Origin of the sequence: Streptomyces sp. ME02-8801-2C, assembly GCF_033793965.1 — a bacterium.
In the GTDB taxonomy this organism is placed as follows: domain Bacteria; phylum Actinomycetota; class Actinomycetes; order Streptomycetales; family Streptomycetaceae; genus Streptomyces.
Genome location: NZ_JARAXP010000003.1, coordinates 361,652 through 386,690 on the forward strand (window position 1 = coordinate 361,652; position 25,039 = coordinate 386,690).

The 25,039-nt window shown below is 71.2% G+C and carries 23 protein-coding genes and 1 pseudogene; 14 read left to right on the forward strand and 10 right to left on the reverse strand.

Annotation, left to right across the window (positions count from 1 at the left end; all coding sequences use genetic code 11):
• Positions 1 to 4: 4 nt before the first annotated feature.
• Both PV396_RS10705 and PV396_RS10710 read left to right on the forward strand, forming a co-directional pair.
• Positions 5 to 2,533 carry an ATP-binding cassette domain-containing protein gene (locus tag PV396_RS10705; protein ID WP_319202966.1) on the forward strand — a complete coding sequence of 843 codons (2,529 nt, stop codon included), beginning with the start codon at positions 5 to 7 and terminating at the stop codon, positions 2,531 to 2,533.
• Between the two features lie 37 nt (positions 2,534 to 2,570).
• A complete protein-coding gene (locus tag PV396_RS10710) occupies positions 2,571 to 3,770 on the forward strand; it encodes an ABC transporter substrate-binding protein (RefSeq protein WP_319202968.1) in 1,200 nt (399 codons plus the stop codon).
• A 41-nt stretch (positions 3,771 to 3,811) separates the two neighbouring features.
• On the opposite strand, the gene PV396_RS10715 is transcribed toward PV396_RS10710, so the two are convergent.
• The 3 genes from PV396_RS10715 to PV396_RS10725 all read right to left on the reverse strand — a co-directional run bounded on the left by PV396_RS10715 (position 3,812) and on the right by PV396_RS10725 (position 6,530).
• A complete protein-coding gene (locus PV396_RS10715; RefSeq protein WP_319202971.1) occupies positions 3,812 to 4,024 on the reverse strand; it encodes a YbdD/YjiX family protein in 213 nt (70 codons plus the stop codon).
• Complete coding sequence (locus PV396_RS10720) at positions 4,021 to 6,198, reverse strand: carbon starvation CstA family protein (RefSeq protein ID WP_319202973.1); 2,178 nt, start codon at positions 6,196 to 6,198, stop codon at positions 4,021 to 4,023. Before PV396_RS10720 ends, PV396_RS10715 begins: the two co-directional genes overlap by 4 nt.
• Positions 6,199 to 6,308: 110 nt before the next feature.
• Positions 6,309 to 6,530, reverse strand: coding sequence for a DUF3311 domain-containing protein (locus PV396_RS10725; protein ID WP_319202975.1), 222 nt, complete (start codon positions 6,528 to 6,530; stop codon positions 6,309 to 6,311).
• Between the two features lie 170 nt (positions 6,531 to 6,700).
• On the opposite strand from PV396_RS10725, the gene PV396_RS10730 reads away from it, so the two are divergent.
• The 8 genes and pseudogenes from PV396_RS10730 to PV396_RS10765 all read left to right on the forward strand — a co-directional run bounded on the left by PV396_RS10730 (position 6,701) and on the right by PV396_RS10765 (position 14,534).
• Positions 6,701 to 8,263: a sodium:solute symporter family transporter gene (locus PV396_RS10730; protein ID WP_319202977.1), complete on the forward strand. Its 1,563-nt coding sequence runs from the start codon at positions 6,701 to 6,703 to the stop codon at positions 8,261 to 8,263.
• Positions 8,260 to 8,901, forward strand: a complete 642-nt coding sequence (locus PV396_RS10735; protein ID WP_319202979.1) for a SigE family RNA polymerase sigma factor — start codon at positions 8,260 to 8,262, stop codon at positions 8,899 to 8,901. The genes PV396_RS10730 and PV396_RS10735 overlap by 4 nt, the downstream gene beginning before the upstream one ends.
• On the forward strand, positions 8,898 to 9,269 hold the full coding sequence (locus tag PV396_RS10740) for a hypothetical protein (protein ID WP_319202981.1): 372 nt from the start codon (positions 8,898 to 8,900) through the stop codon (positions 9,267 to 9,269). The genes PV396_RS10735 and PV396_RS10740 overlap by 4 nt, the downstream gene beginning before the upstream one ends.
• Before the next feature lie 81 nt (positions 9,270 to 9,350).
• Positions 9,351 to 10,514, forward strand: a complete 1,164-nt coding sequence (locus PV396_RS10745; protein WP_319202983.1) for an MFS transporter — start codon at positions 9,351 to 9,353, stop codon at positions 10,512 to 10,514.
• A 366-nt stretch (positions 10,515 to 10,880) separates the two neighbouring features.
• Entirely contained in the window at positions 10,881 to 11,723 is an 843-nt protein-coding gene (locus PV396_RS10750) for an alpha/beta hydrolase (protein ID WP_319202985.1), read from the forward strand.
• A 72-nt stretch (positions 11,724 to 11,795) separates the two neighbouring features.
• Positions 11,796 to 12,545 carry a maleylpyruvate isomerase family mycothiol-dependent enzyme gene (locus tag PV396_RS10755; RefSeq protein WP_319204056.1) on the forward strand — a complete coding sequence of 250 codons (750 nt, stop codon included), beginning with the start codon at positions 11,796 to 11,798 and terminating at the stop codon, positions 12,543 to 12,545.
• Positions 12,546 to 12,846: 301 nt separating this feature from the next.
• Positions 12,847 to 14,142 (forward strand): annotated as a pseudogene (locus tag PV396_RS10760) (MFS transporter); the annotation flags it as partial.
• Between the two features lie 68 nt (positions 14,143 to 14,210).
• Complete coding sequence (locus PV396_RS10765) at positions 14,211 to 14,534, forward strand: DUF6332 family protein (protein WP_319202987.1); 324 nt, start codon at positions 14,211 to 14,213, stop codon at positions 14,532 to 14,534.
• Here PV396_RS10765 and PV396_RS10770 read toward each other — a convergent pair.
• From PV396_RS10770 to PV396_RS10780, 3 genes are all read right to left on the reverse strand, one after another.
• Entirely contained in the window at positions 14,495 to 15,160 is a 666-nt protein-coding gene (locus PV396_RS10770) for a response regulator transcription factor (protein WP_319202989.1), read from the reverse strand. The genes PV396_RS10765 and PV396_RS10770 overlap by 40 nt on opposite strands.
• On the reverse strand, positions 15,157 to 16,386 hold the full coding sequence (locus tag PV396_RS10775; RefSeq protein ID WP_319202991.1) for a sensor histidine kinase: 1,230 nt from the start codon (positions 16,384 to 16,386) through the stop codon (positions 15,157 to 15,159). The genes PV396_RS10770 and PV396_RS10775 overlap by 4 nt, the downstream gene beginning before the upstream one ends.
• 110 nt (positions 16,387 to 16,496) lie before the next feature.
• Positions 16,497 to 17,237, reverse strand: a complete 741-nt coding sequence (locus tag PV396_RS10780; protein ID WP_319202994.1) for a TetR/AcrR family transcriptional regulator — start codon at positions 17,235 to 17,237, stop codon at positions 16,497 to 16,499.
• 156 nt (positions 17,238 to 17,393) lie between these two features.
• On the opposite strand from PV396_RS10780, the gene PV396_RS10785 reads away from it, so the two are divergent.
• Entirely contained in the window at positions 17,394 to 17,849 is a 456-nt protein-coding gene (locus PV396_RS10785; protein ID WP_319202996.1) for a nitroreductase family deazaflavin-dependent oxidoreductase, read from the forward strand.
• Between the two features lie 28 nt (positions 17,850 to 17,877).
• Here PV396_RS10785 and PV396_RS10790 read toward each other — a convergent pair whose 3' ends face one another.
• Positions 17,878 to 19,086, reverse strand: a complete 1,209-nt coding sequence (locus PV396_RS10790; RefSeq protein ID WP_319204058.1) for a geranylgeranyl reductase family protein — start codon at positions 19,084 to 19,086, stop codon at positions 17,878 to 17,880.
• A gap of 135 nt (positions 19,087 to 19,221) precedes the next feature.
• On the opposite strand from PV396_RS10790, the gene PV396_RS10795 reads away from it, so the two are divergent.
• Positions 19,222 to 20,577: a dipeptidase gene (locus PV396_RS10795; protein ID WP_319202997.1), complete on the forward strand. Its 1,356-nt coding sequence runs from the start codon at positions 19,222 to 19,224 to the stop codon at positions 20,575 to 20,577.
• Between the two features lie 19 nt (positions 20,578 to 20,596).
• Here the strand turns inward: PV396_RS10795 and PV396_RS10800 are convergent, their stop codons facing one another.
• Both PV396_RS10800 and PV396_RS10805 read right to left on the reverse strand, forming a co-directional pair.
• On the reverse strand, positions 20,597 to 21,652 hold the full coding sequence (locus tag PV396_RS10800; RefSeq protein ID WP_319202999.1) for an NUDIX hydrolase: 1,056 nt from the start codon (positions 21,650 to 21,652) through the stop codon (positions 20,597 to 20,599).
• A 142-nt stretch (positions 21,653 to 21,794) separates the two neighbouring features.
• Positions 21,795 to 21,998: a hypothetical protein gene (locus PV396_RS10805; RefSeq protein ID WP_319203001.1), complete on the reverse strand. Its 204-nt coding sequence runs from the start codon at positions 21,996 to 21,998 to the stop codon at positions 21,795 to 21,797.
• Between the two features lie 121 nt (positions 21,999 to 22,119).
• Here PV396_RS10805 and PV396_RS10810 point away from each other — a divergent pair, with 121 nt between their 5' ends.
• Positions 22,120 to 22,563 (forward strand): ester cyclase, encoded by a 444-nt coding sequence (locus PV396_RS10810; protein ID WP_319203003.1) that lies wholly within the window; start codon positions 22,120 to 22,122, stop codon positions 22,561 to 22,563.
• A 136-nt stretch (positions 22,564 to 22,699) separates the two neighbouring features.
• On the opposite strand, the gene PV396_RS10815 is transcribed toward PV396_RS10810, so the two are convergent.
• Positions 22,700 to 23,656, reverse strand: coding sequence for an ROK family protein (locus PV396_RS10815; RefSeq protein ID WP_319203005.1), 957 nt, complete (start codon positions 23,654 to 23,656; stop codon positions 22,700 to 22,702).
• Between the two features lie 342 nt (positions 23,657 to 23,998).
• On the opposite strand from PV396_RS10815, the gene PV396_RS10820 reads away from it, so the two are divergent.
• Positions 23,999 to 25,036 carry a LacI family DNA-binding transcriptional regulator gene (locus PV396_RS10820; RefSeq protein ID WP_319204060.1) on the forward strand — a complete coding sequence of 346 codons (1,038 nt, stop codon included), beginning with the start codon at positions 23,999 to 24,001 and terminating at the stop codon, positions 25,034 to 25,036.
• Positions 25,037 to 25,039 lie beyond the last annotated feature (3 nt).

The window sequence follows — 25,039 nt, forward strand, 5'->3', positions numbered from 1 at the left end:
ATCCATGGTCTTCAACCGTTCCCTCCTGGCGAAGGCCGCCCTGGGGCCGGCCGCCGGCGCGGTGCTCATGGCGTTCATGGCGTCCGGCGCCGTCCCGGCGTACCAGATGTACTCGGTGGGGCTGGCGGCCGTGTACACCATCGTCGTGCTGTCGGTCGGCCTGCTGGCCGGCTGGTCCGGCATCTGGTCGGTGGGCCACCCCGCGTTCTTCGCCATCGGCGCCTACTTCGCCGCGTACGGCAGCGGCCATGACTGGACCCTGGAGGCGGTGGTCCTCGGGGCCGTCGCCACAGGTGCCGTCCTGGGCGGCTTCATCGGGTACGCGGGTGCCCGGTTCTCGGTGCTCTACATCGCCCTGCTGACGCTCGCCTTCACCACGGTGACCCTGGAACTGGTGAACCGCTGGAGCAGTGTGACCGGCGGCGACCAGGGAGTTCCGGTGCTGCAGCTGCGCAGCGCGCTCGGTCTCGGCACCCTGCTGGGCGGTGGCACCCACGCGCAGTACCTCGCGGTGGGCGCCGCCTCCGTGGTGCTCGGACTGGCCGTGCCGGCCGCCGCGTCGGGGCTGCGGATGCGGCTGGTGGCCGCCAAGTCGCATCCCCTGGCCGCCCGTACGATCGGTATCGCGCCCGAGGCGCAGTCGTCGCTGTCGTTCGCGGTGAGCGGCGCGTGCACAAGCTTCGCGGGGGTGCTTCTCGGCCTGCTGACCGGGTTCGTCAGCCCGGATCCGTTCTCGCTGACCTTCGGCATCTCGCTGATCGCGGCGTGTGTGCTCGGCGGGGTGGGGACAGTCGTCGGCGCGGTTGGCGGCGGTGTCTACCTGACCTGGAATCCCTCGCTCTCGTCGGCGGTCGGTCTGCCCCAGCCGGTGGTGCAGGGCCTCGTGCTGATCGGGGTGCTGCTCTTCCTGCCGGGCGGAGTCGTACCGTTCCTCGCCAGGCCCGCGCGCGGTGTCCTGCGACGCGTTCTGCGGCGGCCGATCGTCCGGCGCCCGTCGGTCTCCGAGCCGTCGGCGGACCTCGTACCGCTGCTGCCCGCGACTACCGACAGCCCGGTCCTCCTCCGTCTGGAGCACCTGTCCGTCTCCTACGGCGGGCTCAAGGCTCTGGAGGACGCCTCGTTGTCGCTGCGGCAGGACGAGATCCTGGCTGTCATAGGTCCCAACGGGGCCGGTAAGACCACCCTGTTGAACGCCCTGTCGGGGCTGACCGGCAACGGCCGGGTGAGCGGGTCCGCCGAGTTCGCCGGGCGGCCGTTGCTGACGGCGAGGGCGACCGCGCGGCGCCGGCTGGGCATCGGCCGTACGTTCCAGCACGCGGAGGTCTTCTCCGAACTCACCGTCGCCGAGAACGTGTTGTGCACCCGCCGCCGGGTCACGGCCCGGGACCGGGCCGAAGTCCTGCGGCTGCTGGATTCCGTGGGCCTCGCGGAGGTGGCGGACCGCCGCCCGACGGAGCTGCCGTTCGGCCTGCAGAAACGCCTCGACCTGGCGCGCGCGATGGCCGGGGAACCTCGGCTGCTGGTACTGGACGAGCCGTTCGGCGGCCTCGACGCGGGTGAACGGGCGCTGCTGGCCGGGCACATCAGGCGACTGCACGCGGGTGGGACCGCCGTGGTGGTCATCGACCACGTCCTCGACGACCTCTTCTCCGTCGCCCACCGGGTGATCGCGTTCGACTTCGGACGCACGATCGGCGGAGGCACCCCTGACACCGTCCTCCAGGACCCCAGGGTGCGGTCGTCGTATCTGGGAACGGTCGGCGGCAGGGCTCAACTACCGGAACAGGTAGGCGAGTCGAGCATGCTTCGGCTGCGCGGGATCGGCCACGCCTACGGCGGTGTGACCGCCCTGCGGGGCGTCGACCTCGATGTCCGCAAGGGAGTCGTGCTGGGGATCGCGGGCGCCAACGGCGCCGGCAAGAGCACCCTGGCTGGCATCCTGCACGGCTCCCTGAAACCCGCCCAGGGCGACCGGGAGACAGGTGACGCGGTCCGCACCAGCCTGGCACCGGAGGGGCGGGCCCTGTTCAAGACGCTTTCCCTGCGCGAGAACCTCGAAGTCGCGGCCTACGCGGCGGGGATCACCGGCGCTCCCCTGCGCGAACGGCTGGAGGAGACCGTCGAGTGGCTGCCCCCGCGGCTGCGCGACCGGATGAACGCCTCCGCCGCGGGGCTGTCCGGCGGCGAGCAGCAGATGCTCGCCATCGCCCGGGCGCTCATCGTCCGGCCCGACGTTCTGATCGTCGACGAACCGGCGCTCGGGCTGGCCCCGGCCCTGGTCGACGAGGTCTACGACCGGCTGGTGCGGCTGGCCCACGACGGCCTGACGGTCGTACTGCTGGAACAGCTCCTCAGCCGCGCCATGTCCGTCTGCCACGAGGTGGCCGTGCTGCACGAGGGCGTCGTCGCGGCCCACGGGCGGCCGGGCGAGGCCGGGTTCGCGGACCTGGCGGAAGCGGCGTACTTCAGCGGCGGCCCGGCAACGGCCGCCCCGACCGTGGCGGACGACGCCCGGATCTCCCCAGTTGTATGAAATCCCGTTGTGAACGAGGTGGACCGTGTTCCGGACAATGAGAAGATTCCGCCGCGCCGCAGGAACCACAGCCGTTCTGGCCGTGGTGGCACTGACGGCCAACGCGTGCGCCGACCAGGACTCCGCCGGAGCCGGCGGAGGTAGTCCGTCGGAGATCCACATCGGCGCGTGGCTCCCCCTCACCGGTGCCACCGCCGCGTACGGCGTGCCCCAGCGGGCGGGCGCCGACGCGTACTTCAAGATGATCAACGCGTCCGGCGGCATCAACGGACGCAAGGTCCGGTGGACCGTCAAGGACAACGCGGCCGACCCGCAGCAGACCGTGCAGATCGCACGCGAACTCGTCGGCCAGGACAAGATCGTGGCCGTCGTCAACGCCAACGGCACCTCCCAGGCCGAGGCCGCCTTCCCCTTCGTCCTCACCCAGTCCAAGGTCCCGATCCTCAACGAGGTCGGCGGCAGCGAGTCCTGGTACGACCCGCCGCGCCCCGGCCTGTTCGGCACCCAGACCCTGTACGAGGACCAGGCCGCGGCGGTCGCCGCGTGGGCGGTGCAGGACGGCGCGAAGAAGATCCTCGTCGTGCACAGTGACCCGGCAGCGTTCGTGAACGTGGCCGAGCAGGTCGAGCCCGTGGCCAGGAAGGTGGACCCCTCGGTCGAGGTCGAGCGCCTGCCGGTCAAGTACCAGACCACCGACTACACGCCGGTGATCAGCAAGGTCAAGGCCGCGAAGACCCAGGCGGTGATCCTCATCCTCACCTCTCCCGAAGCGGCCGCGTTCATGAAGGAGGCCAAACTCCAGGGGCTCTCCCTGCCCACCTACGCCTACGCGCCGGTGGCAGCCGAGTCGACGATCGCCCTGGCCAAGGACGCCGCCGAAGGCGTCAAGGCGGTTCAGCTGGTCAAGGCGCCCTCGGACCCGGATCCCTCGGTGAAGGAGTTCCGGACGGCGATGGCCGAGTACGAGCCCGGTCAGGACGCCGGATTCCTCGCACTGTGGGGCTGGAGCAACGCGAAGGTGTTCGCCGAGATCGCCAGGACCGTCAAGGGGACCGTCACGCCCCAGGCCCTCAGCGAGGCGTACCAGAAGGCCTCCGCCGTGGACCCTGGCGTGTCGCCGGTGATGAAGTTCGGGACGAGCAGCCATCTCGGTACGCGCAGTGTGCAGAGGGTGGAGGTGAAGAACGGCGTCTGGACGTCCGTCGGCGACTTCTACACTCCGCCGGCACGCGACTGAACCCAGTCGGCCCCCGGCTTCGACGGGCCGGGGGCCGGGTGTCAGCAGCAGCGGCTCTGGGGGTGGTTCTCCCGGTGCAGGGTGCGCAGTACCTCGTACTCGCGCCGGGTGGGTACCGGGGCCTGTGGGTGGTGGCCGAGGTGGCGCTCGCGGTAGCGGTCGTACTCGGCCTCGCCGGTCAGCTCGCGCAGGTACCAGTGCAGGTACCGAAGGAAGCGCGGGTACCGGAGGAAGGCCCGGGGCCGGGCCTTCACGAGCCGGCTCCCACCAGCGGTTCGGCGGCATCGTGGCGCACATCGATGCGGGATGCGACGTACGGCGCCTCGGTCGTCGGGAGCGGTACGGGGGAACGTACGGCTCGTACGCACACCACGGCCGCGTTGGCGATGACCACCGCGACCAGCAGCAGGAACAGGGCGATCAGGACGCCGTCGACCGTGGAGTTGGTGACCACGGTGTGCATGTCGTCGAGGGTTTTGGCGGGCGGCAGGACCTGGCCGGCGTCGATCCCGTCGGCGTACTTGGCGCGCTGGGCGAAGAAGCCGACCCGGGGATCGTCGGAGAAGATCTTCTGCCAGCCGGCGGTGAAGGTGATCGCGACCACCCAGGCGAGCGGAACACCGGTGACCCAGGCCCAGCGCAGCCGGCCGGACTTGATCAGTACCGTCGTGCAGACGGTGAGGGCGACGGCGGCCAGCAGCTGGTTGGCGATGCCGAACAGCGGGAAGAGCTGGTTGATTCCGCCGAGCGGGTCGGTGGCGCCGGTGTACAGGAAGTAGCCCCAGGCGGCCACGACGAGTCCGCTGCACAGCCAGATGCCGGGCTTCCAGTTGACGCGGCCGATGGGCTTCCAGACGTTGCCGAGCATGTCCTGGAGCATGAAACGTCCGACCCGGGTGCCCGCGTCGACCGTCGTCAGGATGAACAGTGCTTCGAACATGATCGCGAAGTGGTACCAGAAGGCCTTCAGGGCTGATCCGCCGAAGACGCCGGAGAAGATCTCCGACATACCGACGGCGAGGGTGGGCGCGCCGCCGGAGCGGGCGATCAGTGTCTGTTCCTCGACGGCCTTCGCGGCCTGGGTCAACTGGTCGGGGGTGATGGTGAAGCCGAGGCCCGCCACCGCGTGGGAGGCGGATTCGGCGGTGGTGCCGAGGAGTCCGGCGGGGGCGTTCATCGCGTAGTAGAGGCCGGGTTCGAGGGTGGCGGCGGCGATCAGCGCCATGATCGCGACGAACGACTCCATCAGCATGGCGCCGTAGCCGATCATCCGGACCTGGGACTCCTTCTGGATCAGCTTCGGAGTGGTCCCGGAGGCGACCAGCGCGTGGAAGCCGGACAGGGCGCCGCAGGCGATGGTGATGAAGAGGAACGGGAAGAGCGATCCGGCGAAGACCGGGCCCGTGCCCGAGGAGGCGAAGTCGCTCACCGCGTCCGCCCGCATGACGGGCGTGGCGACGACGACGCCGACCGCGAGCAGCGCGATGGTGCCGATCTTCATGAAGGTGGAGAGGTAGTCGCGGGGTGCGAGCAGCATCCACACCGGGAGGACGGAGGCGACGAAGCCGTAGCCGACCAGACAGAACACCAGGGTCGTCGGGCTGAGGGTGAAGGTGTCGGCGAGGGAGGAGTTCTGGATCCAGCTGCCGCCGATGATCGCGAGCAGCAGCAGGGCGACCCCGATGAGGCTGGTCTCGACGACCCGGCCTGGCCGGACGACATGCATCCAGAAGCCCATGAACAGGGCGATGGGGATGGTCATGGCGACGGAGAAGGTGCCCCACGGCGAGTGGGCGAGCGCGTTGACCACGACCAGGGCGAGCACCCCGAGCAGGATGATCATGATGGCGAAGACGGCGATCAGGGCAGCGGCGCCGCCTGCCCTGCCGATCTCGTCGCGGGCCATCTGCCCGAGCGACTTGCCGTCCCGGCGCATGGACAGGAACAGCACCACCATGTCCTGCACCGCTCCGGCGAAGATCACTCCGGCGACGATCCACAGGGTGCCGGGCAGGTACCCCATCTGGGCCGCGAGGACCGGTCCCACCAGCGGTCCGGCACCGGCGATGGCGGCGAAGTGGTGGCCGAGAAGCACCCGGCGGTCGGTCGGCTGGAAGTCGACTCCGTCATCGAGGCGTTCGGCGGGGGTGGCCCGGTTGTCGTCCGGCTCGAGTACACGTCGGACGACGAAGCGGGAGTAGAAGCGGTAGGCGATGGCGTACGAGCCGAGGGCGGCCATCACCAGCCAGACCGCGGAGATCTCCTCGCCCCGGGCCAGCGCGAGGACACCCCAGCCGACGGCCCCGACCAGGGCGACGGCGGTCCACAGCAGCATCGAGCGCGGGGACATACGGGAGGGACCCGAGGGCCTGGACGGCGGGTCTTCCGGCGCCGGGAGAGCGGATTCGGGCATGGCTGATACGGGCATGGCGGCTCCTCACCTTGACGGTGTGGTGGGTGATGGCTGAGCAGCTGGTCGGCTGTGCGCGGCTCAGCGGGGTGACGTCGGTGGTCGACCGGACGGCCGACCGGACCCGGTCAGGGGTCGCGGCCGTCCTTCCTGGTCAGCGCGTAGGCGGCGAGCAGGCAGAGCGCGCTGCCCGGGACCCAGGCGAGCTGGTACCAGTAGAAGAACGGTGTCCCGGTCAGACGCGGGCTCGCACCGGCGTACCAGGGGACCCACAGCAGTCCTGCCGTGGGCGCGAGGAGCAGCGCGGCGACGGCGACGCGCCGTAGCCGCTGGTGTTCGATCCGTGGCATGACCTGCGCTCCCTTCCCGCTCGCTGGGTGTCTGTGCAAGAGTTGCCCGCCCGCCGGAATCGGTTGACACCGAATTTCCAGAAGATTTCCCGCCGGTTCCCTGTCATCCGAACCGGCCACCCGCGCAACTCTCCGGCGAGGGGTTCCAGGCACACCAAGGACGGTGACCCATGGCGGACAGCGCCATGACCACGACGTTCCTCGCCGTGATCGGCGGGGCGTCGCTGCTCGCCGTGACCGCGCGCCGCCTGCGCCCCAACGACCGGCTGCCTTCGCTGGAGGGCTGGGCGCTGGCCGACCGGAGTCTCGGCCCGGTGTGGACCTGGCTGCTGCTCGGCGGCACGATCTTCACCGCGTACACCTTCACCGCGGTGCCCGGCCTGGCGTACGGCAACGGCGCGCCCGCCTTCTTCGCGGTGCCGTACACGGTGATCGTCTGCCCGCTCGCCTTCGTCCTGCTGACCCGGCTGTGGGCGGTGGCCCGGCGGCACGGTTATGTCACGGCCGCCGACTTCGTGCGCGGGCGGTACGGTTCTCCGCCGCTCGCCCTGGTGGTCGCGCTGACCGGGATCCTCGCGACGATGCCGTACCTCGCCCTTCAACTCCTGGGCATACGTGCCGTGTTGACCGCCGGGGGCCTCTATCCTCGGGGCGCCGCCGGGGACCTGGTCATGGTGGCGCTGTTCGCCGGGCTCGCGGTGGCGACGTACCGGCACGGGCTGCGCGCACCGGCTGTCATCTCGGCGCTCAAGGCGGTGGCCGTGTTCGTGTCGCTGGGCGCCGTCTGCTGGCTGGTCCTCGACCGGTTCGGTGGCCCCGGACCTGTCTTCGACGGGGCGGCGCGCCGCCTCGGCGGCACGGACGCCGCGCACTCCCCGCTGCTCCTGTCCCCCGCGCAGCAGCCGGCGTACGCCACGCTCGCCCTCGGCTCCGCGCTGGCGCTGCTGATGTACCCGCATGTGCTCACCGCCGGTTTCGCGGCCGACGGCACGCGCACTGTCCGCAAGGTCGCCGTGGCGCTGCCCGCGTGGACGGGGCTGCTGGCGCTCTTCGGTTTCCTCGGCATCGCCGCTCTGGCGGCGGACGTTCGAGCGCCGGAGGGCGGGGCCGAGGCGGCCGTGCCGATGCTCGTCGACCGGTTGATGCCGGGGCCGCTGGCGGGGCTGGTGTTCGGCGCGATCACTGTGGGCGCGCTGGTCCCGGCCGCGGTGATGTCGATCGCGGCCGCCACCAGTTTCGTACGCAATGTGTACGTCGAGTACGTGCATCCGACGGCCACGCCCAAGCGGCAGGTGCGCATCGCCAAGGCGGTGTCGCTGACCGCGAAGGTGGGGGCCGTGGCATTCGTGTTCGGGCTGCGCGACCAGGACGCCGTCAATCTCCAGCTGCTCGGCGGGGTCTGGATCCTGCAGATCTTCCCGGCCGTCGCCGTCGGGCTGTTCACCGGCCGGCTGCATCCGCGCGCGCTGCTCGCCGGGTGGGCCAGCGGTATGGCGGCCGGCACGTTCCTGGTGGTGCGCGAGGGCTTCTCGTCCATCGTGCCGTTCGGTCCGGCCGACCAGCCCCTGCAGATCTACGCGGGGCTCGCCGCCCTCGTGCTCAATCTGGCCGTCGCCGTACTCGGCACCGCGGTCCTCGAACGTCTCGGCGTCCCGCGCGGCGCCGATATGACCGACCTGCCGTCCCGCCTGACCGTCAGGCGGCGCCCAGAGACGGGAGCGAACCACCCGTGAGACGCAGACAGCACCCTCCCCTGCCGGTGATGCCCCCGCTGGCTGCGGCTGTGGCCGATCCGGCCGTCGCCACGGCGCCGCCCGTTCCGCGGCCCGCCTCCGTGAGCGAGGTCCTCGCTCCCGCGACGGTCGATCCGGCCGAGGCCGAACGGGAGGCGGCCCTCTCGGGTCTCTTCGAGCTGCACTATTCCTCGATGCTGCGACTGGCCGTCCTGCTCGGCGCGGACGACCCGGAGAACGTGGTGGCCGAGGCCTACTACCAGCTCTATCGGAAGTGGCGCCGCCTGCGGGAGACCGGGGCGGCGGAGGCGTATCTGCGTTCCACCGTGTGCAATCTGACCCGGATGCGCATACGTCACCTCCAGGTCGCCCGCCGTCATGTGGAGAACCCACCGCCGCCGGACGACGCCGTCGCCTCCGCCGAGAGCACCGCTCTGCTCCACGACGACCAACGTGTACTGATCGGCGCCCTCCAGCAGCTGCCCGCCCGACAGCGCGAGGCGCTCGTCCTGCGGCACTGGATGGGCCTGAAGGAGAGCGAGATCGCCGCCGCGATGGGCATTTCCTGCGGCTCGGTCAAGACACACACCGCACGCGGCATCGCCGCTCTGACCCAGGCGATGGAGACACGGCGATGAACGACACCAGCCCGGACCGGGCCCACGAGGACATCACGGAGCCGGATCTCCCGGAACGGCCCGACACGCATCGGCACGACACGCAACAGGGCCGCACGGAAAGGGAGTTGCGCGCCGCCCTGGAAACCCTCGCCGGCGGGGTGAGTGCCTCCCCCTCCCCCGACGCCTTCCGCACGGCACGCGGCGACTGGCTGCGCCGGGAACGCCGCAGACGGCTCGTCCTCGCCGTCCTGACCGCCGTCGTCTTCACCCTCGCCGTACTGATCGGCCTGTGGGTCCTCAACCACGCCCCCGCCGACCCCGGCGTCATCTTCTCGGGCACCCGCAACGCGGTGGTTCCCGGCGCGGTGTCGGGTGTCTCACCCTGACCGGTGCTCTTGCCCCGGCCGACGTCACCGCCCTAGCCTCAGTTTGTGCCACAAATAAACAAAACCCGAACGCACAACGCCGTGCCCGGGAACACCCTCACCCGCCTCCGGATCGCCCTCACCGTCTTCTTCGCCCTCGACGGCTTCGTCTTCGCCGGCTGGGTCGTACGCATCCCCGCCGTCAAGGAGCAGACCGACGCCTCCGCGAGCGCCCTCGGACTCGCCCTTCTCGGCGTCTCCGGCGGGGCCGTCGTCACGATGATCCTCACCGGGCGCCTCTGCCGTCGCTACGGCAATCATCAAGTCACCGTCGTCTGCGCCGTGCTTCTCTGCCTCAGTGTCGCGCTGCCGCCGCTCACCCACTCCGCCCTCGCGCTCGGCGCCGTGCTGCTGATCTTCGGCATGGCCTTCGGTGGTATCAACGTGGCCTTCAACAGCGCCGCCGTGGATCTCGTCGCCGCGCTGCGCCGCCCGATCATGCCCAGCTTCCACGCGGCTTTCAGCCTCGGCGGCATGATCGGCGCCGGGCTCGGCGGACTCGTGGCCGGCGTGCTGTCCCCCACGCGCCACCTGTTCGGCCTCACCGTGATCGGCCTGATCGTCACCCTCTTCGCGGGCCGCACCCTGCTGCGGCACCCGTCGCCCGGTGCACCGGCGGCCTCCGCGCGCCCGGCCGGCCCGCCACGCCGCATGGACTCCCGCACCCGCCGACTGGTGACCGTGTTCGGCCTGATCGCCCTGTGCACTGCATACGGAGAAGGCGCCCTGGCCGACTGGAGCGCCCTGCACCTGGAGCAGGACCTGGACGCCACACCGGGGCTCGCGGCGATCGGCTACTCCTGCTTCGCGCTCGCCATGACCATCGGCCGGCTGACCGGCACGACGCTCCTCGAACGCCTGGGCCAGACCCGCACCCTGGTGCTCGGGGGCACGACCGCAGCCGTCGGCATGCTCCTCGGGGCACTCGCGCCGTCCCTGTGGGCGGCGCTGGTGGGCTTCGTGATCACCGGGCTGGGGCTCGCCAACCTGTTCCCCGTCGCCGTCGAACGCGCCGGCGCGCTGGCCGGGCCCGACGGAGTGGCGATCGCGTCCACGCTCGGGTACGGCGGCATGCTCCTGGGCCCGCCCGCCATCGGCTTCATGGCCGACTGGTTCTCCCTGCCCACCGCCCTCACCAGCGTGGCCGCACTGGCCGCCCTCGCCGCCCTGATCGCGGTGACGACGCGCCGCACGGCGACGGACTGACGACACATCACTCGGGTCGGGCCCGACTCCTCGGGGGTCTTTCGGCGGACGCGACGTCGTTCTCGTCGACGTCCGCTGTCGGCCCCGCCGACTGGCTCCCGGCCCCCCAAGCCACGAACGCGCCGCTGACGCCCCCGATCTGAAGACAGGTCACTCCGGCCCGTCCGAACACCGAACACCTCGTCAGGCGAATCGACCGGCCCCGCGGATCCCTGGACCGCAGGCCCACGAAGGTGCCGCGAGATCGAACTCAGAGAACCAGGTCCGGCCGTCCACGATCTTCCCGGCGTACCTGCTCCTGCCCGCACTCCGACCGCACGCAAAACCCGGTTGCCCGGCCCGAGCAGCGCTGCGAAAGTCGTGCCCATGTCTGTCTTCTCCGCGTACGACGGAACCAAGCTGGCCTACCGCGTACTCGGGGAGGGACCACCGCTCGTCTGTCTGCCCGGCGGGCCGATGCAGGACTCCGTCTATCTCGGGGACCTCGGCGGTCTGTCCGCGCACCGGCGCCTGATCATGCTCGATCTCCGGGGCACCGGCCGGTCGGCGGTACCGGAGGACCCCGCGTCCTACCGCTGCGACCGCCTCGTGGACGACGTCGAGGCACTCCGTGAGCACCTCGGCCTCGACCGGCTGGACCTGCTGGGCCACTCCGCCGGCACGAATCTGGCCGCGCTGTACGCGGCCGGACACCCCGAACGCGTCGGCAGACTCGCGCTGATCACCCCCAGCATGGCGGCCGTCGGCATCACCGTCACGGGAGACGTCCGGGTCGGGACGGCCCGGCTGCGCCGCGACGAACCGTGGTTCCCGGAGGCGTTCGCGGCGCTGGAGGCGCTCGTCGCCGGCCGGGCGGGCGCGGACACCTTCCAGGCCGTCGCCCCCTTCTGGTACGGCCGTTGGGACGAGGCCGCCCGTGCCCACCGGGCCGCCGAGGACGTGCAGCGCAACAACGAGGCCGCGGCCCTCTTCGCCGCCGAGGGTGCCTTCGACCCGCCCGCCACCCGCGCGGCTCTCGCCCGTCTCACCGCTCCGGTCCTCGTGCTGGCCGGGGAGGTCGACCTCAACTCCCCGCCGCCCGCGGTGGCCGAGCTCGCGGGACTGTTCCCGTACGCCGAGTCGACGGTCCAGCCGGGTGCCGGGCACTTCCCGTGGCTCGACGACGCACAGCGGTTCGTGACGACCACCGAAACGTTTTTGAGCCACTAGGCAACCGCGATCCCGAACCGTATCTCTCATCCCTCATCCCTCATCTCTCATGCCGCATTGGAGACAACCTTGATCGAGACCGCGCGATTCGTGGAAACCCTCGCCGCCGAGGGCCAGTTGCTCGCTGACGCCGCCGAACGGGCGGGGACCGACGCCAAGGTGCCCACCTGTCCGGACTGGCAGGTGAGCGACCTGGTACGGCACACGGGCATGGTGCACCGCTGGGCCGCCGCCCATGTCGCCGAGCGGCGCATGACCCCCAACCGTCCCAGCGGTCCGCCCGACCTCGACGGCGATGCGCTGCTCACCTGGTTCCGGGAAGGCCATCGCATCCTCGTCGACACCCTCGCCTCGGCACCGCCCGACCTCGAGTGCTGGACTTTCCTGCCCGCCCCCTCGGCACTCGCGTTCTGGACCCGGCGGCAGGCCCACGAGACCTCCGTCCACCGGGTGGACGCCGAGTCCGCCCTCGGCACCGCGCGCACCCCGCTCGATCCGGACTTCGCCACGGACGGCATCGACGAGATCCTGCTCGGTTTCCACGCCCGCACCAGGAGCCAGGTCCGCACGGACGAACCGCGGGTACTGCGTGTCCGGGCGACCGACAGGGACGACGCGCTGTGGACCGTACGCCTGACATCGGAGTCGCCGGCCGCCGAGCGAGTCACAAGGCAGGCGGATCGGTCCGCCCAGGACGCCGACTGCGAGGTGAGCGGGACCGCCGCCGAGCTCTATCTGGCCCTGTGGAACCGGCAGCCGTTCCCCGGGGTGAGCGGCGATCCCGCACTCGCCGCTCTGTGGCAGGAGAAGTCCGCCATCTGAGCCGAACGGTCGTTTGTTGCACGAGCATTACATGCATTTGCATTCCTGCGTGTGCATGTACTGGCTCCGTCAACGCATTCCTGAGGCCGGTGACCCGGAGGGCCCCAGCGCCACTGCTGAAGTTGCCCCTGTCCGACAACGTACTTGGAGGACTTACCGCCGGACTGGCGGGACGTCAAGCCTGTGGAGACCTTGTCAGACCGCCCTCGGGTGGCAGAGGCCGATGAAGCAGGAACCCAAGGGAGCATCGCGTAGCGGTGCAGACCGGAATCTCCTGCGTTCACACAGGTGAGGATGTCAAATCCTGGGATACGGCGGACTCCTGCCTATCGGCGGCAGGAACCCCGACCTGCTCGGCCGCCGTCAGGTGTTCCTGACGGCGCTCGGCGTCTTCGCCCTCGCCTCGCTGCTCGGCGGGCTCGTCGACTCGGGCCCACTGCTGATCGCCAGCCGCTTCGTCAAGGGGCTCAGCGCCGCCTTCACCGCCCCGGCAGGCCTGTCCATCATCACCAGGACCTTCGCGGAGGGCCCGCTGCGCAACCGGGCCCTGTCCATCTACACCACCTGCGCGGCCACCGGCTTCTCGATGGGCCTGGTGCTCTCCGGCCTGCTCACCGAGGCCAGTTGGCGACTGACGATGCTGCTGCCGGCGCCGGTCGCCGTACTCGCCCTGTTCGCGGGCCTGAAGCTGCTGCCGCGCAGCGAACGCGAGAAGGACCACGACGGCCACGACGTCCCCGGCGCGATTCTCGGCACCGCCTCGATGCTGCTCCTGGTCTTCACCGTCGTACAGGCCCCGGAGGTCGGCTGGGCATCGGCGCGCACACTGCTGTCCTTCCTCGCGGTGGCGGTACTGCTGACCGTCTTCGTCCGCGTCGAGCGGCGCTCGGCCGGGCCGCTCGTCCGGCTCGGGGTGCTGCGCTCCGGCAACCAGCTCCGCGCCCAGCTCGGCGCGTTGACGCTGTTCGGCTCGTATGTGGGATTCCAGTTCCTGGTGACCATCTACATGCAGTCGCTGCTCGGCTGGTCGGCGCTCCACACGGCGCTCGCCTTCCTCCCCGCGGGTGCGGTCGTCGCCCTGTCCGCGACGAAGATGGGCGCGATCGTCGACCGGTTCGGCACCCAGCGGCTGATCGTGGCGGGCTTCGCGCTGATGATCACCGGGTACGCCCTGTTCCTGCGGGTCAGCCTCGACCCGAGCTACACCACCCTGATCCTGCCGTCGATGCTGCTGATCGGCGGGGCCTTCGCGCTGGTCTTCCCGTCGCTGAACATCCAGGCCACGAACGGCGTCGAGGACCACGAACAGGGCATGGTCTCCGGCCTGTTGAACACCTCGGTCCAGGTGGGCGGCGCCATCTTCCTGGCCGTCGTGACGGCGGTCGTCACCGCGGGCACGCCCGACAACGCCTCGCCGCAGGCCGTCCTCGACGCCTACCGGCCCGGGCTGATCGTGGTCACGGGCGTCGCCCTCGTCGGCCTGCTCGTCTCACTCCCCGGTCTGCGCACCCGGCGGCCGAGCCGGTCCGTCGTCGTCGCGAAATCCCCTCAGCGGCAGGAGGAGACGGTGACCGAACCGGTGGCGGCCCACGACTGACAGGGTTCCAGCGTCTGTGCCCGGCCGGGCGGCTTGCCCGGACGGGCACCCGCTTGTTTACTCGGCGGATGGACAACTACGGGGCACACATGGGGCAGGGCCGCACTCGGAGCACCCAGGCGCGGCGGGACGCGGTCACGGTGGAGATCGGATACGCCCTGTGCAGCGCCGCGTTCCTGGCGGCGCTCGTGTTCGCGGTGGTGGCGGGCCCCGCCTGGGTCTTCGGGCTGTCGGATGCCGCGCAGGGCCCGCTTGTCGGCTCGGGGGCGACGCTGGGCGCCGTCCTGTTCGCGGTGCGCGTGGTGAGTGTGCTGAACCGCTTCACGCGTGAGAACGACCGCACCGGCGTGACTCAGCCGAGCCAGCCCGGCCGCACCAACCCCGACTCGTAGGCCAGGACGACCAGTTGGGCCCGGTCGCGGGCGCCCAGCTTCACCATCGTGCGGCTCACATGGGTCTTCGCGGTGAGCGGGCTGACGACGAGGCGCCGGGCGATCTCCTCGTTCGACAGGCCGATTCCGACGAGGGCCATCACCTCGCGTTCCCGCTCGGTGAGCGCGGCGAGGGCGTCGGCGGCGGCCGGCTCCTTCGAACGGGCGGCGAACTCGCCGATCAGACGCCGGGTGACCCCTGGCGAGAGCAGCGCGTCACCCGCGACCACCGACCGGACAGCGCGCAGGAGTTCGTCCGGCTCGGTGTCCTTCACCAGAAAGCCGGAGGCGCCGCTACGGATCGCCTCGAAGACGTACTCGTCGAGTTCGAAGGTGGTCAGCATGACCACCCTGACCTCGTTCAGCGCCGCGTCGCAGGTGATCCTGCGGGTGGCGGCGAGCCCGTCCAGCACCGGCATCCGGATGTCCATCAGGACGACATCGGGGCGCAGTTCGCGTACGGCGCGCAGAGCCTCCTCCCCGTCGGCGGCCTCCCCGGCCACCTCGATGTCCGGCTGCGCGTCGAGCAGCGCCCTGAACCCCGCGCGGACCAACGACTGGTCGTCGGCGAGCAGTACACGGATCACCGGTCCTCCTTCACCCTGAGCGGCAGCACGGCCAGCACCCGGAAACCGCCGTCCTCGCGCGGCCCCGCCTCGATCGTGCCACCGAGGGCGGCGGCCCGCTCCCGCATCCCGGCCAGCCCGTTGCCGCTGCCACCCGCGTCGGCGCCGGTCGCGGGCCCGTCGTCGTCGACACGCAGCCGCAGAGCGCCGTCCGCCTCGTCGACGTCGACCCGCACGCGCGCGTGCCGCGAACCGGAGTGCCGTACGACATTGGTGAGTGCCTCCTGGACGATCCGGAAGGCGGCCAGATCGGCACCCGGCGGCAGCTTCGGGACCGTGCCCCGCACCTCGACGGTCAGCCCCGCCCCGGCCGCCTGCTCCACCAGCTCGGGCAGACGGTCCAGCCCGGGCGCGGGAGCGCGCGGCGCGTCCCCCGGCGTACGCAGTGTGTCGAGCACCTGGTGCACCTCGCCGAGCGCCTCCTTGCTGGCGTCCTTAATGGTGGTGAGCGCGGTGCGGGCCTGCTCGGGGTCGGAGTCGAGCAGCGCGAGACCGACCCCCGCCTGCACGTTGATCACCGAAATGCTGTGCGCGAGTACGTCGTGCAGCTCACGCGCGATCCGCAGCCGTTCCTCGTCGGCGCGTCGCCGCGCGGCCCGGGCGCGCTCGGCCCGCTCCCGGTCCCACTGCTCCCGCCGTACCCGGACCAGTTCGGCGACCGCCACGATGGCCACCACCCAGGCGGCGACGACGGCCTCCTGCCCCCAGGAGGCGGCCTCGTCCCCGGACGGCGGCAGCCACTGGTACAGCCAGTGCGCGATCAGCACATGTCCCGCCCAGAGCATTCCGACAGCCGTCCAGGCCGTCTTCCGGTGCCCGGCGACGACAGCGCTGAAGCAGCCCAGGGCCACGGTCAGGAAGACCGGCCCGTACGGGTATCCGGCGCCGAGATAGACCATGGCGGCGGTGGCGGTGCCGAAGACGACGAGCACAGGGTGCCGCTGCCGCCACAGCAGCAGCCCCGAACCGACGACGAGCAGGAGACGCGCGAAGAGGTCCAGGTGGGCGCGGTCGTCCGCCTGTTGCCCGGCGGCGAACCTCGAGCCGGCCAGCACGAAGGCGGTCACCAGCACCGTGGACCGCCAGGGCCACCGACCGACCCCCCGGTCCGTGCCGGATCCGTCCGCACCGTCCCGCCGGCCCCACCACCGAGGCGGGCCTCCGCCGCGCCCGCGCTGCTCGTCCATGTCGGCCACGCTAGACGGCACCGCCCGGCGTCGGCGTCCGCCGGACGAGGTGATCACTCGTACTCCCCGGGGAGTACGAGGCCGAGACCGCCCCTCCCCCGATCCCGCCCCTACTTCTCCCTCTCCCCCTGGCCCCCCTGTCCCTCATGGCCTTCCTTCTCCGGGAACACCAGGCCCACCTCATGCGCGATCCGGCTGACGGCATAGCGGAAGAACGTCTCCCGGTCCTCGATCACCCGGTTGAACTGGCCGAACAGTTCGAACCCGATCAGCCCGTACAGCTGGGCCCAGCCCGCGACGAGCACCACCGACACCTCCGGCGGCAGGTCGGGGGCGATGAAGGCGCCCACCCGGTCGGCCTCGGACCGCAGTTCGGCCGGAATCGGGGGCCGCGCCACGCCGGTGTGGCGGTGGGCGTCGCGCACGATGCCGATCAGCAGGAGGCCGACGCGCGAGGCGGCCGGCACGGTCGTCTCGGGCGCCTTGTAGCCGGGGACCGGCGAACCGTAGATCAGCGCGTACTCGTGGGGATGGGCGAGCGCCCACTCGCGCACCGCCTCGCACACCGTGACCCAGCGCCGCAGCGAGGTGGTCTCCGCGACGGCCGCGTGGGCGGACTCGGCGGCCTCACCCATGGAGTCGTAGGCGTCGATGATGAGAGCGGTCAGCAGGTCGTCCCGGCTGGGGAAGTAGCGGTACAGCGCGGAGGAGACCATGCCCAGTTCGCGGGCGACGGCCCGCAGCGAGAGTTTCGCGGCGCCTTCAGCCACTAGTTGTCTGCGCGCCTCGTCCTTGATCGACGAGGTGACTTCGATCCGGGCGCGGGCGCGGGCTCCTTGTGCGGTGGTCATGGATTTGAGTGTGCCACGCGTTCAGAGCAGTGCACACAAACGAGAGCATGGAACTAAAAAGAGAGCAGTGCTCTTGATTTAGAGCACCGATCTCCTGCACACTTCCCTCAAGCGAGAGCAAAGCGCGCTCGCCGGCCAGAACTCCAGGAGGACACCATGACGACGTCGTCAGCCCACTACATGAGGCCCAAGGCGTTCGAACAGGCCATGAACGGACTGGTCGGCTGGCTCGCACGTCACGGCGTGAGCCTCATGGGCACCGCCGAACTCTCCGTCCTCGGTCGCAAGAGCGGCGAATGGCGCCAGGTGCCCGTCAACCCGCTTCCGTACCCGGGCGGCCCGTACCTCGTGTCGGCGCGCGGCCACTCCGAATGGGTGCGGAACATGCGCGCCGCCGGCGGCGGCCGGCTGAAAGTCGGCCGCCGGGTACAGGAGTTCACCGCCGTCGAGCTCACCGACGCGGAGAAGCCGGTCGTGCTGCGCACCTACCTCAAGAAGTGGGGCTGGGAGGTGGGGCGCTTCTTCGGCGACGTCGACGTCAACTCCACCGACGAGGAACTCCTCGCCGCCGCGCCCAAGCACCCCGTCTTCCGGATCACCGTCACGTCGTGAACGCCCCGCGGGACCTGCCCGCCGTGCCTCAGGGCCTGTCGAGCGCAGTCAGGGCGCGCCCGGCCAGCGGATGGGTACGCACCAGCTCGCCCAGTGAGGTGGAGCCGCGGGTGATGTCCCGGAAGGCGTTCCACGCGGGGCGGAAGCCGGTCAGGGCGGCGTGAAAGACGCCGGGGCGCCGCTCGAACGCCTTCAGCATGCTCCGGCCGACAGCCATCTCCACGCCCAGCCCCGCCTTGATGGCGAACGCGTAGTTCAGGGCCTGGCGTCGCGTGTCCACAGCGTCGTGGGCCTCCGCGATCCGGACCGCCCACTCCCCCGCGAGCCGCCCCGAGCGCAGCGCGAACGAGATGCCCTCCCGGGTCCAGGGCTCCAGCAGGCCCGCCGCGTCACCGCAGACAAGTACCCGGCCACGGGAGAGCGGCGAGTCGTCGGCCCGGCAGCGGGTCAGATGGCCGGAGGAGATGCTCGGCTCGAAGCCGGCCAGCCCCAACCGGGCGACGAAGTCCTCGAGATACCGCTTGGTGGCCGCGCCCTCTCCGCGCGCGGAGATCACACCGACCGTCAGCGTGTCCCCCTTGGGGAACACCCAGCCGTAACTGCCGGGCATCGGGCCCCAGTCGATGAGCACCCGCCCCTGCCAGTCCTCGGCGACGGTCGGCGGCACCGGGATCTCGGCCTCCAGCCCCAGATCCACCTGGTCGAGTTTCACTCCGACGTGTGCTCCTATGCGGCTGGCGCTGCCGTCCGCGCCCACCACCGCGCGGGCCAGCACCGTCTCACCGCCCTGCGTGACGACGGCGACCGTCCGCCGGTCCGGCACCGCCGAGCCGTGCTGCTCGACCCGGGACACCGCGACGCCCGTACGCAGCTCGGCGCCCGCCTTCTGGGCGTGCTCGACGAGTTGCTGGTCGAACTCGGGCCGGTTGATCAGCCCGAACAGCATCTGCTTGGAGCGGCGGGTGCGGGTGAAACGGCCGTTGTTGGAGAAGGTGACCGCGTGCACCTTGTCCTGGAAGGGGAGTTCGAAGCCGGGCGGCAGGGAGTCCCGGGAGGGGCCGATGATTCCGCCGCCGCACGTCTTGTAGCGCGGCAGTTCCGCCTTCTCCAGCAACAGCACGCTGCGGCCGGCGACCGCCGCCGCGTACGCGGCCGAAGCCCCCGCCGGTCCCGCACCCACCACGACGACGTCCCACACCTGCGCCACGTCGTCCGACGAAGAGTTCTCGCTGCTCACGATGGTCTGCTGCTCCTGGTCCATCCGTCTGCCGCACCTGTTCCTCCGCATCCTACGGCGGGCGTCGCCACAGTCCGCTGTGGGAGGATCACAGGACTTCTCTCGTACAACGTCGCACCCACAAGGAGCGTGCCCATGTCCTCGAATCCGGTCGCCGAGACCGTCGCCTCCCTGATGCCGAGGGCACGGGCGGAACTCACCGAACTGGTGGCGTTCAAGTCGGTGGCGGACTTCGAGCAGTTCCCGAAGAGCGAGAGCGAGGCCGCCGCGAACTGGGTCGCGGATGCGCTGCGCGCCGACGGCTTCCAGGACGTGGCCCTGCTCGACACCCCGGACGGCACCCAGTCGGTGTACGGCTTCCTGCCCGGCCCCGAGGGCGCGAAGACCGTCCTCCTCTACGCCCACTACGACGTACAGCCGCCGCTCGACGAGGCCGGCTGGGTCAGCCCGCCGTTCGAGCTGACCGAGCGCGACGGCCGCTGGTACGGGCGTGGCGCCGCCGACTGCAAGGGCGGGCTCATCATGCACCTGCTCGCGCTGCGCGCCCTCAGGGCGAACGGCGGGGTTCCGGTCAACGTGAAGGTGATCGCCGAGGGTTCGGAGGAAATGGGCACGGGCGGTCTGGAGCGGTACGCCGAGGAACACCCCGAACTGCTCGCCGCCGACGCGATCGTGATCGGCGACGCGGGCAACTTCCGTGTCGGTCTGCCGACGGTCACCTCGACGCTGCGCGGGATGACCATGCTGCGGGTCAAGGTCGACACCCTGGAGGGCAACCTCCACTCGGGCCAGTTCGGCGGGGCCGCGCCGGACGCCCTGGGCGCGCTGATCCGCGTACTCGACTCACTGCGCGCCGAGGACGGTTCGACGACGGTCGACGGGCTCACGGACGACGCGGTGTGGGACGGCCTCCAGTACGACGAGGAGCAGTTCCGTACGGACGCCAAGGTGCTCGACGGGGTGGAGCTGATCGGTTCCGGCCCGGTCGCCGACCGGATCTGGGCGCGCCCTGCGGTCACCGTCCTCGGCATCGACTGCCCGCCGGTGGTCGGCGCGACCCCGTCCGTTCAGGCGAGCGCCCGCGCCCTGGTCAGCCTGCGGGTGCCGCCGGGCGTGGACGCGGCGGCGGCGACCAAGCTCCTGGAGGCGCATCTGACGGCGCACACGCCGTGGGGTGCGCGGGTGAGCATGGAGCAGATCGGCCAGGGCCAGCCGTTCCGCGCCGACACCGCGAGCCCGGCGTACGAGGCGATGGCAGAGGCCATGGCGGTCGCGTATCCGGGCCAGGAGATGCAGTACGCGGGCCAGGGCGGCTCGATCCCCCTGTGCAACACGCTCGCGTCGCTCTACCCGCAAGCCGAGATCCTGCTGATCGGCCTGAGTGAGCCGGAGGCCCAGATCCACGCGGTGAACGAGAGCGTGTCCCCGGAGGAACTGGAGAGCCTGTCGGTGACAGAGGCCCTGTTCCTCCGGAACTACGCCGCGTCCTGAGTCCGCCGGGAGGCCTGCCCTACTCCACCTCGGCCTGTCCCACCGCCACCCCCGCCTCCAGATAGAGCGCGGCGCCCCGCTCGCGCGCCCGCAGCGCCCCGCGCAGGCGCTCGTAGCGGACGGGCGGCAACAGGCCGGCGGCCTCCTCCTCGGTGACGAAGCGCCAGTCGCGCAGTTCGGGGCCGGGCAGCAGAAGCTGCCCGGCGACGGCGCTGTCGAGCCGCCCCCCGTCGAAGAGGAGGCGCAGCCCGCCGTGGCCGGGCGGCGCGGGCGACTCCCAGTCGATGACGAGGAGCCGGGGTACGTCGGTGAGGTGGATGCCCGTCTCCTCGGCGACCTCCCGCATGCCCGCGCGCGCGGGTGCCTCGCCCCGCTCGACGACTCCGCCGGGGAACTCCCAGCCCGCCTTGTAGGTGGGGTCGACGAGCAGGACCCGGTCCTGTTCGTCGAAGAGCAGAACCCCGGAGGCCACGGTCTCGCCGGTGGGTTCCGGGGTCTGCACGATGTCGCACACGGGCGCGGTCCCGCTGCTGACGGCTTCGGCGATCCGTACCGCCGTCTCGTACGGGGTGAGGGCGCTGGTGTCGACCGGGTGCGCGTCGGCGGTGAGCCAGGAGGCGAGCGCCGTCCGGTAGGGCTCGATCTGGTCGTACGACCACTGCCGTACGCGTATTTCCGCGTCCGGGAGGTCCGGTGGGACCTCCCGGGTGGCTATTCGCTCGCGCAGGATCGTTTCCGCCGGGGCGAGGAGCACATGCCGGACCGTGATCCGGCGGGCGGCGAGACCGCCGAAGATCTCGTCGCGGTACTCCTGGCGGAGGAGTGTCATGGGCACCACGAGGGTGCCGCCGAGCTCCGCGAGCAGGGCGGCGGCGGTGTCCACCACGAGCCGCCGCCAGATCGGCAGATCCTGGAAGTCACCGACCTCCGCGAGGCGCTTGGGCGGCAGCAGTTGTGCGAGTGCCCCGCCGATGACCTCGGGGTCGAAGAGCGTGCTGTTCGGGATCAGTTCGATCAGTTCGCGTGCGGTGGTGGTCTTACCCGCACCGAACGCGCCGTTGACCCAGACGATCACGTTTCCCCCTCTTCTGTTGGACCCCTGAGGCTTGCCCGCTCCACCCTGCCACGGAAACCAGATCCAGTTGAGGCCGCCGACACAGTGGCGCCGGTGCCCCGCCACACGGGACACCGGCGCCACTCGGACCACTTTCGGCTCGTCAGCCGTTCGTGCTTCCGCCTCCCAGCGCGTTCTCGTCCACGGCCAGGCTGTCGCTGGCGACGGTGTGGTCGAGGGTGCTGAGCGTGTCGTCCACGCTCAGATCGCCCAGGGCGTCGGCCCCGAGACCGTGGGAGGGGGTGATCGCCGCGACGACGAACCCGGTGGCGAGGGAGGCGATGGCGAGCATGCTGCGCTTCTTCATGCCCGGTTCAACTGCCGAACGGGGCCGGGGGTCACGGTGTTCGCGCACCGTGTCACATTCCCGGCTCCTGTGCCGTCCTCCTTTTCGAAGACACCGTCCACCGACCACAGGAGAGATCTCGATGTCGTCGACAGCCGGCACTACGGACAACGCAGCGACCCTCGACCGCCTCCACTCCGCCGTGAACAGCGGCGACCTGGACATCGTCTCGAAGGCCATCGACGAGCTCGTCGCACCGGACGTGCTCTTCCACGCGCCGGTACCGATGGGCGCCACGGGCGCCGAGGCCATGAAACGGGTGTGGGAGGTGCTGCTGCGCGCGTTCCCCGACATCCGCGTCACCGTCGAGGAGACGATCGCGGAGGGCGACAAGGTCGTCTCCAGGAACACCGTGACCGGTACCCACCGAGGTGAGTACCAGGGTCTGGCGCCCACCGGCAGGACCGTCACCTACGGCGAGATCTTCATCTGCCGGTTCGCCGAGGGGCGGATCACCGAGATCCGGGGAGTCGTCGACGTCCTCACGCAACTGCGCCAGCTCGGCGCCCTGCCCGCTCCGTCCTGACGCACCCAGGCACGGCAGGCCGGAGCCTCCTGGCGAGGCCGGGTCCCCCACCCGACCCCTTCCAAGAGGTCCTGCCGTGCACGTCACTTCACCGGATTTCGCCCCGGCGCGGTGACCACCCGGTCCCCGCAGGGCCTCACACGCTCGCCTGAGCCGGGTCGTCCGCCCTGCGGGTCAGCGCCGCCGCTGCCGCGCCGACCAGGCCCGCGTCCGTGCCCATCTGCGCCGGTACGACCTCCAGGCGGTGGACGAACGACAGGGTCGCGTAGGTCTTCAAGGCCGCGCGCAGGGGCGTGAACAGGATGTCGCCGGCCTTGCCCACGCCGCCGCCGATCACGGCGACGTCGATCTCCACGAGGGTCGCGGTGGCGGCGATGCCCGCCGCCAGCGCCTGGGCCGCGCGCTCGAAGGAGGCGACAGCGACCGGGTCGCCGGACCGCGCCGCCTCCGCGACGGCGGCCGCCGAGGTGTCGCCACCGGGGCCCGGCTGCCAGCCGTTCGCCAGTGCCCGGCGCGCGATGTTGGGGCCGCTGGCGATGCGCTCCACGCAGCCGCGGGAGCCGCAGGCACAGGGGTCGCCGTCGAGTTCGACGCTGATGTGCCCGATGTGGCCCGCGTTGCCGGTGGGGCCCGGGTGCAGTCGCCCGTTGAGGACCAGACCTCCGCCGACACCGGTCGAGACGACCATGCACAGCGCGTTGTCGTGACCGCGGGCGGCGCCCTGCCAGTGTTCGGCCGCGGTGATGGCCACGCCGTCCCCGATCAGTTCGACGGGCAGGCCACCGGTCACGGCGCGGACCCGCTCGACGAGCGGATAGGCGCGCCAGCCGGGCACGTTCACCGGGCTCACCGTACCCGCGGAGGCGTCCACCGGCCCCGCGCTGCCGATGCCGACGGCTGTCGCCCGTCGCCACAGCGACGACCCGGTCAGCTCTGCGAGGACCTCCTCCACGGCCCGCATGACGGTTTCCCCGTCCTCACGAGCGGGCGTAGGGCGCTGTGCGCGCTGCAGGATCCGGCCGTGGCCGTCCACCAGCGCTCCGGCGATCTTGGTTCCGCCGATGTCGAGCGCGGCCACGAGGTCGGTGTGCATCAGTGTCGGATCTCCCTGTCAACCTGGCGAAATGCGGGGGCAGACCGGTCTGATGGTGGGGGCGCAGGCCGGAGTTGGTGATGGACAGTGTCCCCCGCATCTGACAACGTTGTCCAGGCTCTATGCTCGATGCCACATCCTCATACACAACAAGGGACGACGCATCCCCCGGACGCACCACACGGTCCGGAGCCTCGCAGTGGATCGGTCCTGGGCCTCGGAGTGGGTCGGTCCGGAGCCCCGGCGGATCCGTCCGGAGGCTCAGGCGTATCGCTCCGGAGGCTCAGGCGGATCGCCGTGGACCGCCGTCATCCCGTCGACGACAGGACAGGACTGCGCATCGTGGCCGACACCGCCCGCCGCCCGGAGAACCGCTACGGCAATCGTCCGACCATGAAGGACGTGGCCGCGCGTGCCGGGGTCGGTCTGAAGACGGTCTCGCGTGTCGTCAACAGCGAACCCGGGGTCACCCCGGAGACCGAGCGGCGCGTCCAGGAGGCCATCGACGCGCTGGGTTTCCGCCGCAACGACAGCGCGCGGGTGCTGCGCAAGGGCAGTACGGCGTCCATCGGCCTCGTTCTGGAGGACCTCGCCGACCCGTTCTACGGCCCCCTGAGCCGGGCGGTCGAGGAGATCGCCCGGGCGCACGGTGCGCTGCTGATCAACGGGTCGAGCGCCGAGGACCCGGACCGCGAGCAGGAGCTGGTGCTGGCGCTGTGCGCACGACGCGTGGACGGGCTGGTGATCATTCCGGCCGGTGACGACCACCGCTATCTGGAGCCCGAGTTGAAGGCGGGCGTCGCCACCGTGTTCGTGGACCGGCCGGCCGGGCGGATCGACGCCGATGTCGTCCTGTCGGACAGTTTCGGCGGCGCACGCGACGGTGTGGCCCATCTGATCGCGCACGGACACCGCCGGATCGGTTTCATCGGCGACATGCCCCGCATCCACACCGCCGCCGAGCGGCTTCGCGGCTACCGCGCGGCGATGGAGGACGCCGGCATACCGGTCGAGGACGAGTGGATGTCGCTCGGCGTCACCGACCCGGAGCGGGTGCGGCACGCGGCCGAGGAGATGCTCGCCGGGCCGTCCCCGGTCACGGCGATCTTCGCGGGCAACAACCGGGTTACGGTGACGGTCGTCCGGGTCCTCGCCGAGCACCGCCGTGCCGTCGCCCTCGTGGGCTTCGACGACTTCGAACTCGCCGACCTGCTCCGGCCGGGCGTCACCGTCGTCGCCCAGGACTCGGCCCAGCTCGGCCGTACGGCCGCCGAACGCCTCTTCCGCCAGCTGGACGGCACTCTGCTCACGCCGGAGCGCATCGAACTCCCGACCCGTCTGATCACCCGGGGGTCGGGAGAACTGCCCCCGGCGGACTGACCG

Bases quoted from the DNA above. Each gene is read 5' to 3' on its own strand.
- PV396_RS10810 (WP_319203003.1), top strand. From the start codon at position 22,120: ATGTCGTCGACAGCCGGCACTACGGACAACGCAGCGACCCTCGACCGC.
- PV396_RS10780 (WP_319202994.1), bottom strand. From the start codon at position 17,237: ATGACCACCGCACAAGGAGCCCGCGCCCGCGCCCGGATCGAAGTCACC.
- PV396_RS10815 (WP_319203005.1), bottom strand. From the start codon at position 23,656: ATGCACACCGACCTCGTGGCCGCGCTCGACATCGGCGGAACCAAGATC.
- PV396_RS10805 (WP_319203001.1), bottom strand. From the start codon at position 21,998: ATGAAGAAGCGCAGCATGCTCGCCATCGCCTCCCTCGCCACCGGGTTC.
- PV396_RS10795 (WP_319202997.1), top strand. From the start codon at position 19,222: ATGTCCTCGAATCCGGTCGCCGAGACCGTCGCCTCCCTGATGCCGAGG.
- PV396_RS10730 (WP_319202977.1), top strand. From the start codon at position 6,701: ATGGCGGACAGCGCCATGACCACGACGTTCCTCGCCGTGATCGGCGGG.
- PV396_RS10740 (WP_319202981.1), top strand. From the start codon at position 8,898: ATGAACGACACCAGCCCGGACCGGGCCCACGAGGACATCACGGAGCCG.
- PV396_RS10725 (WP_319202975.1), bottom strand. From the start codon at position 6,530: ATGCCACGGATCGAACACCAGCGGCTACGGCGCGTCGCCGTCGCCGCG.
- PV396_RS10775 (WP_319202991.1), bottom strand. From the start codon at position 16,386: ATGGACGAGCAGCGCGGGCGCGGCGGAGGCCCGCCTCGGTGGTGGGGC.
- PV396_RS10705 (WP_319202966.1), top strand. From the start codon at position 5: ATGGTCTTCAACCGTTCCCTCCTGGCGAAGGCCGCCCTGGGGCCGGCC.
- PV396_RS10765 (WP_319202987.1), top strand. From the start codon at position 14,211: ATGGACAACTACGGGGCACACATGGGGCAGGGCCGCACTCGGAGCACC.
- PV396_RS10785 (WP_319202996.1), top strand. From the start codon at position 17,394: ATGACGACGTCGTCAGCCCACTACATGAGGCCCAAGGCGTTCGAACAG.
- PV396_RS10750 (WP_319202985.1), top strand. From the start codon at position 10,881: ATGTCTGTCTTCTCCGCGTACGACGGAACCAAGCTGGCCTACCGCGTA.
- PV396_RS10720 (WP_319202973.1), bottom strand. From the start codon at position 6,198: ATGCCCGTATCAGCCATGCCCGAATCCGCTCTCCCGGCGCCGGAAGAC.
- PV396_RS10710 (WP_319202968.1), top strand. From the start codon at position 2,571: ATGAGAAGATTCCGCCGCGCCGCAGGAACCACAGCCGTTCTGGCCGTG.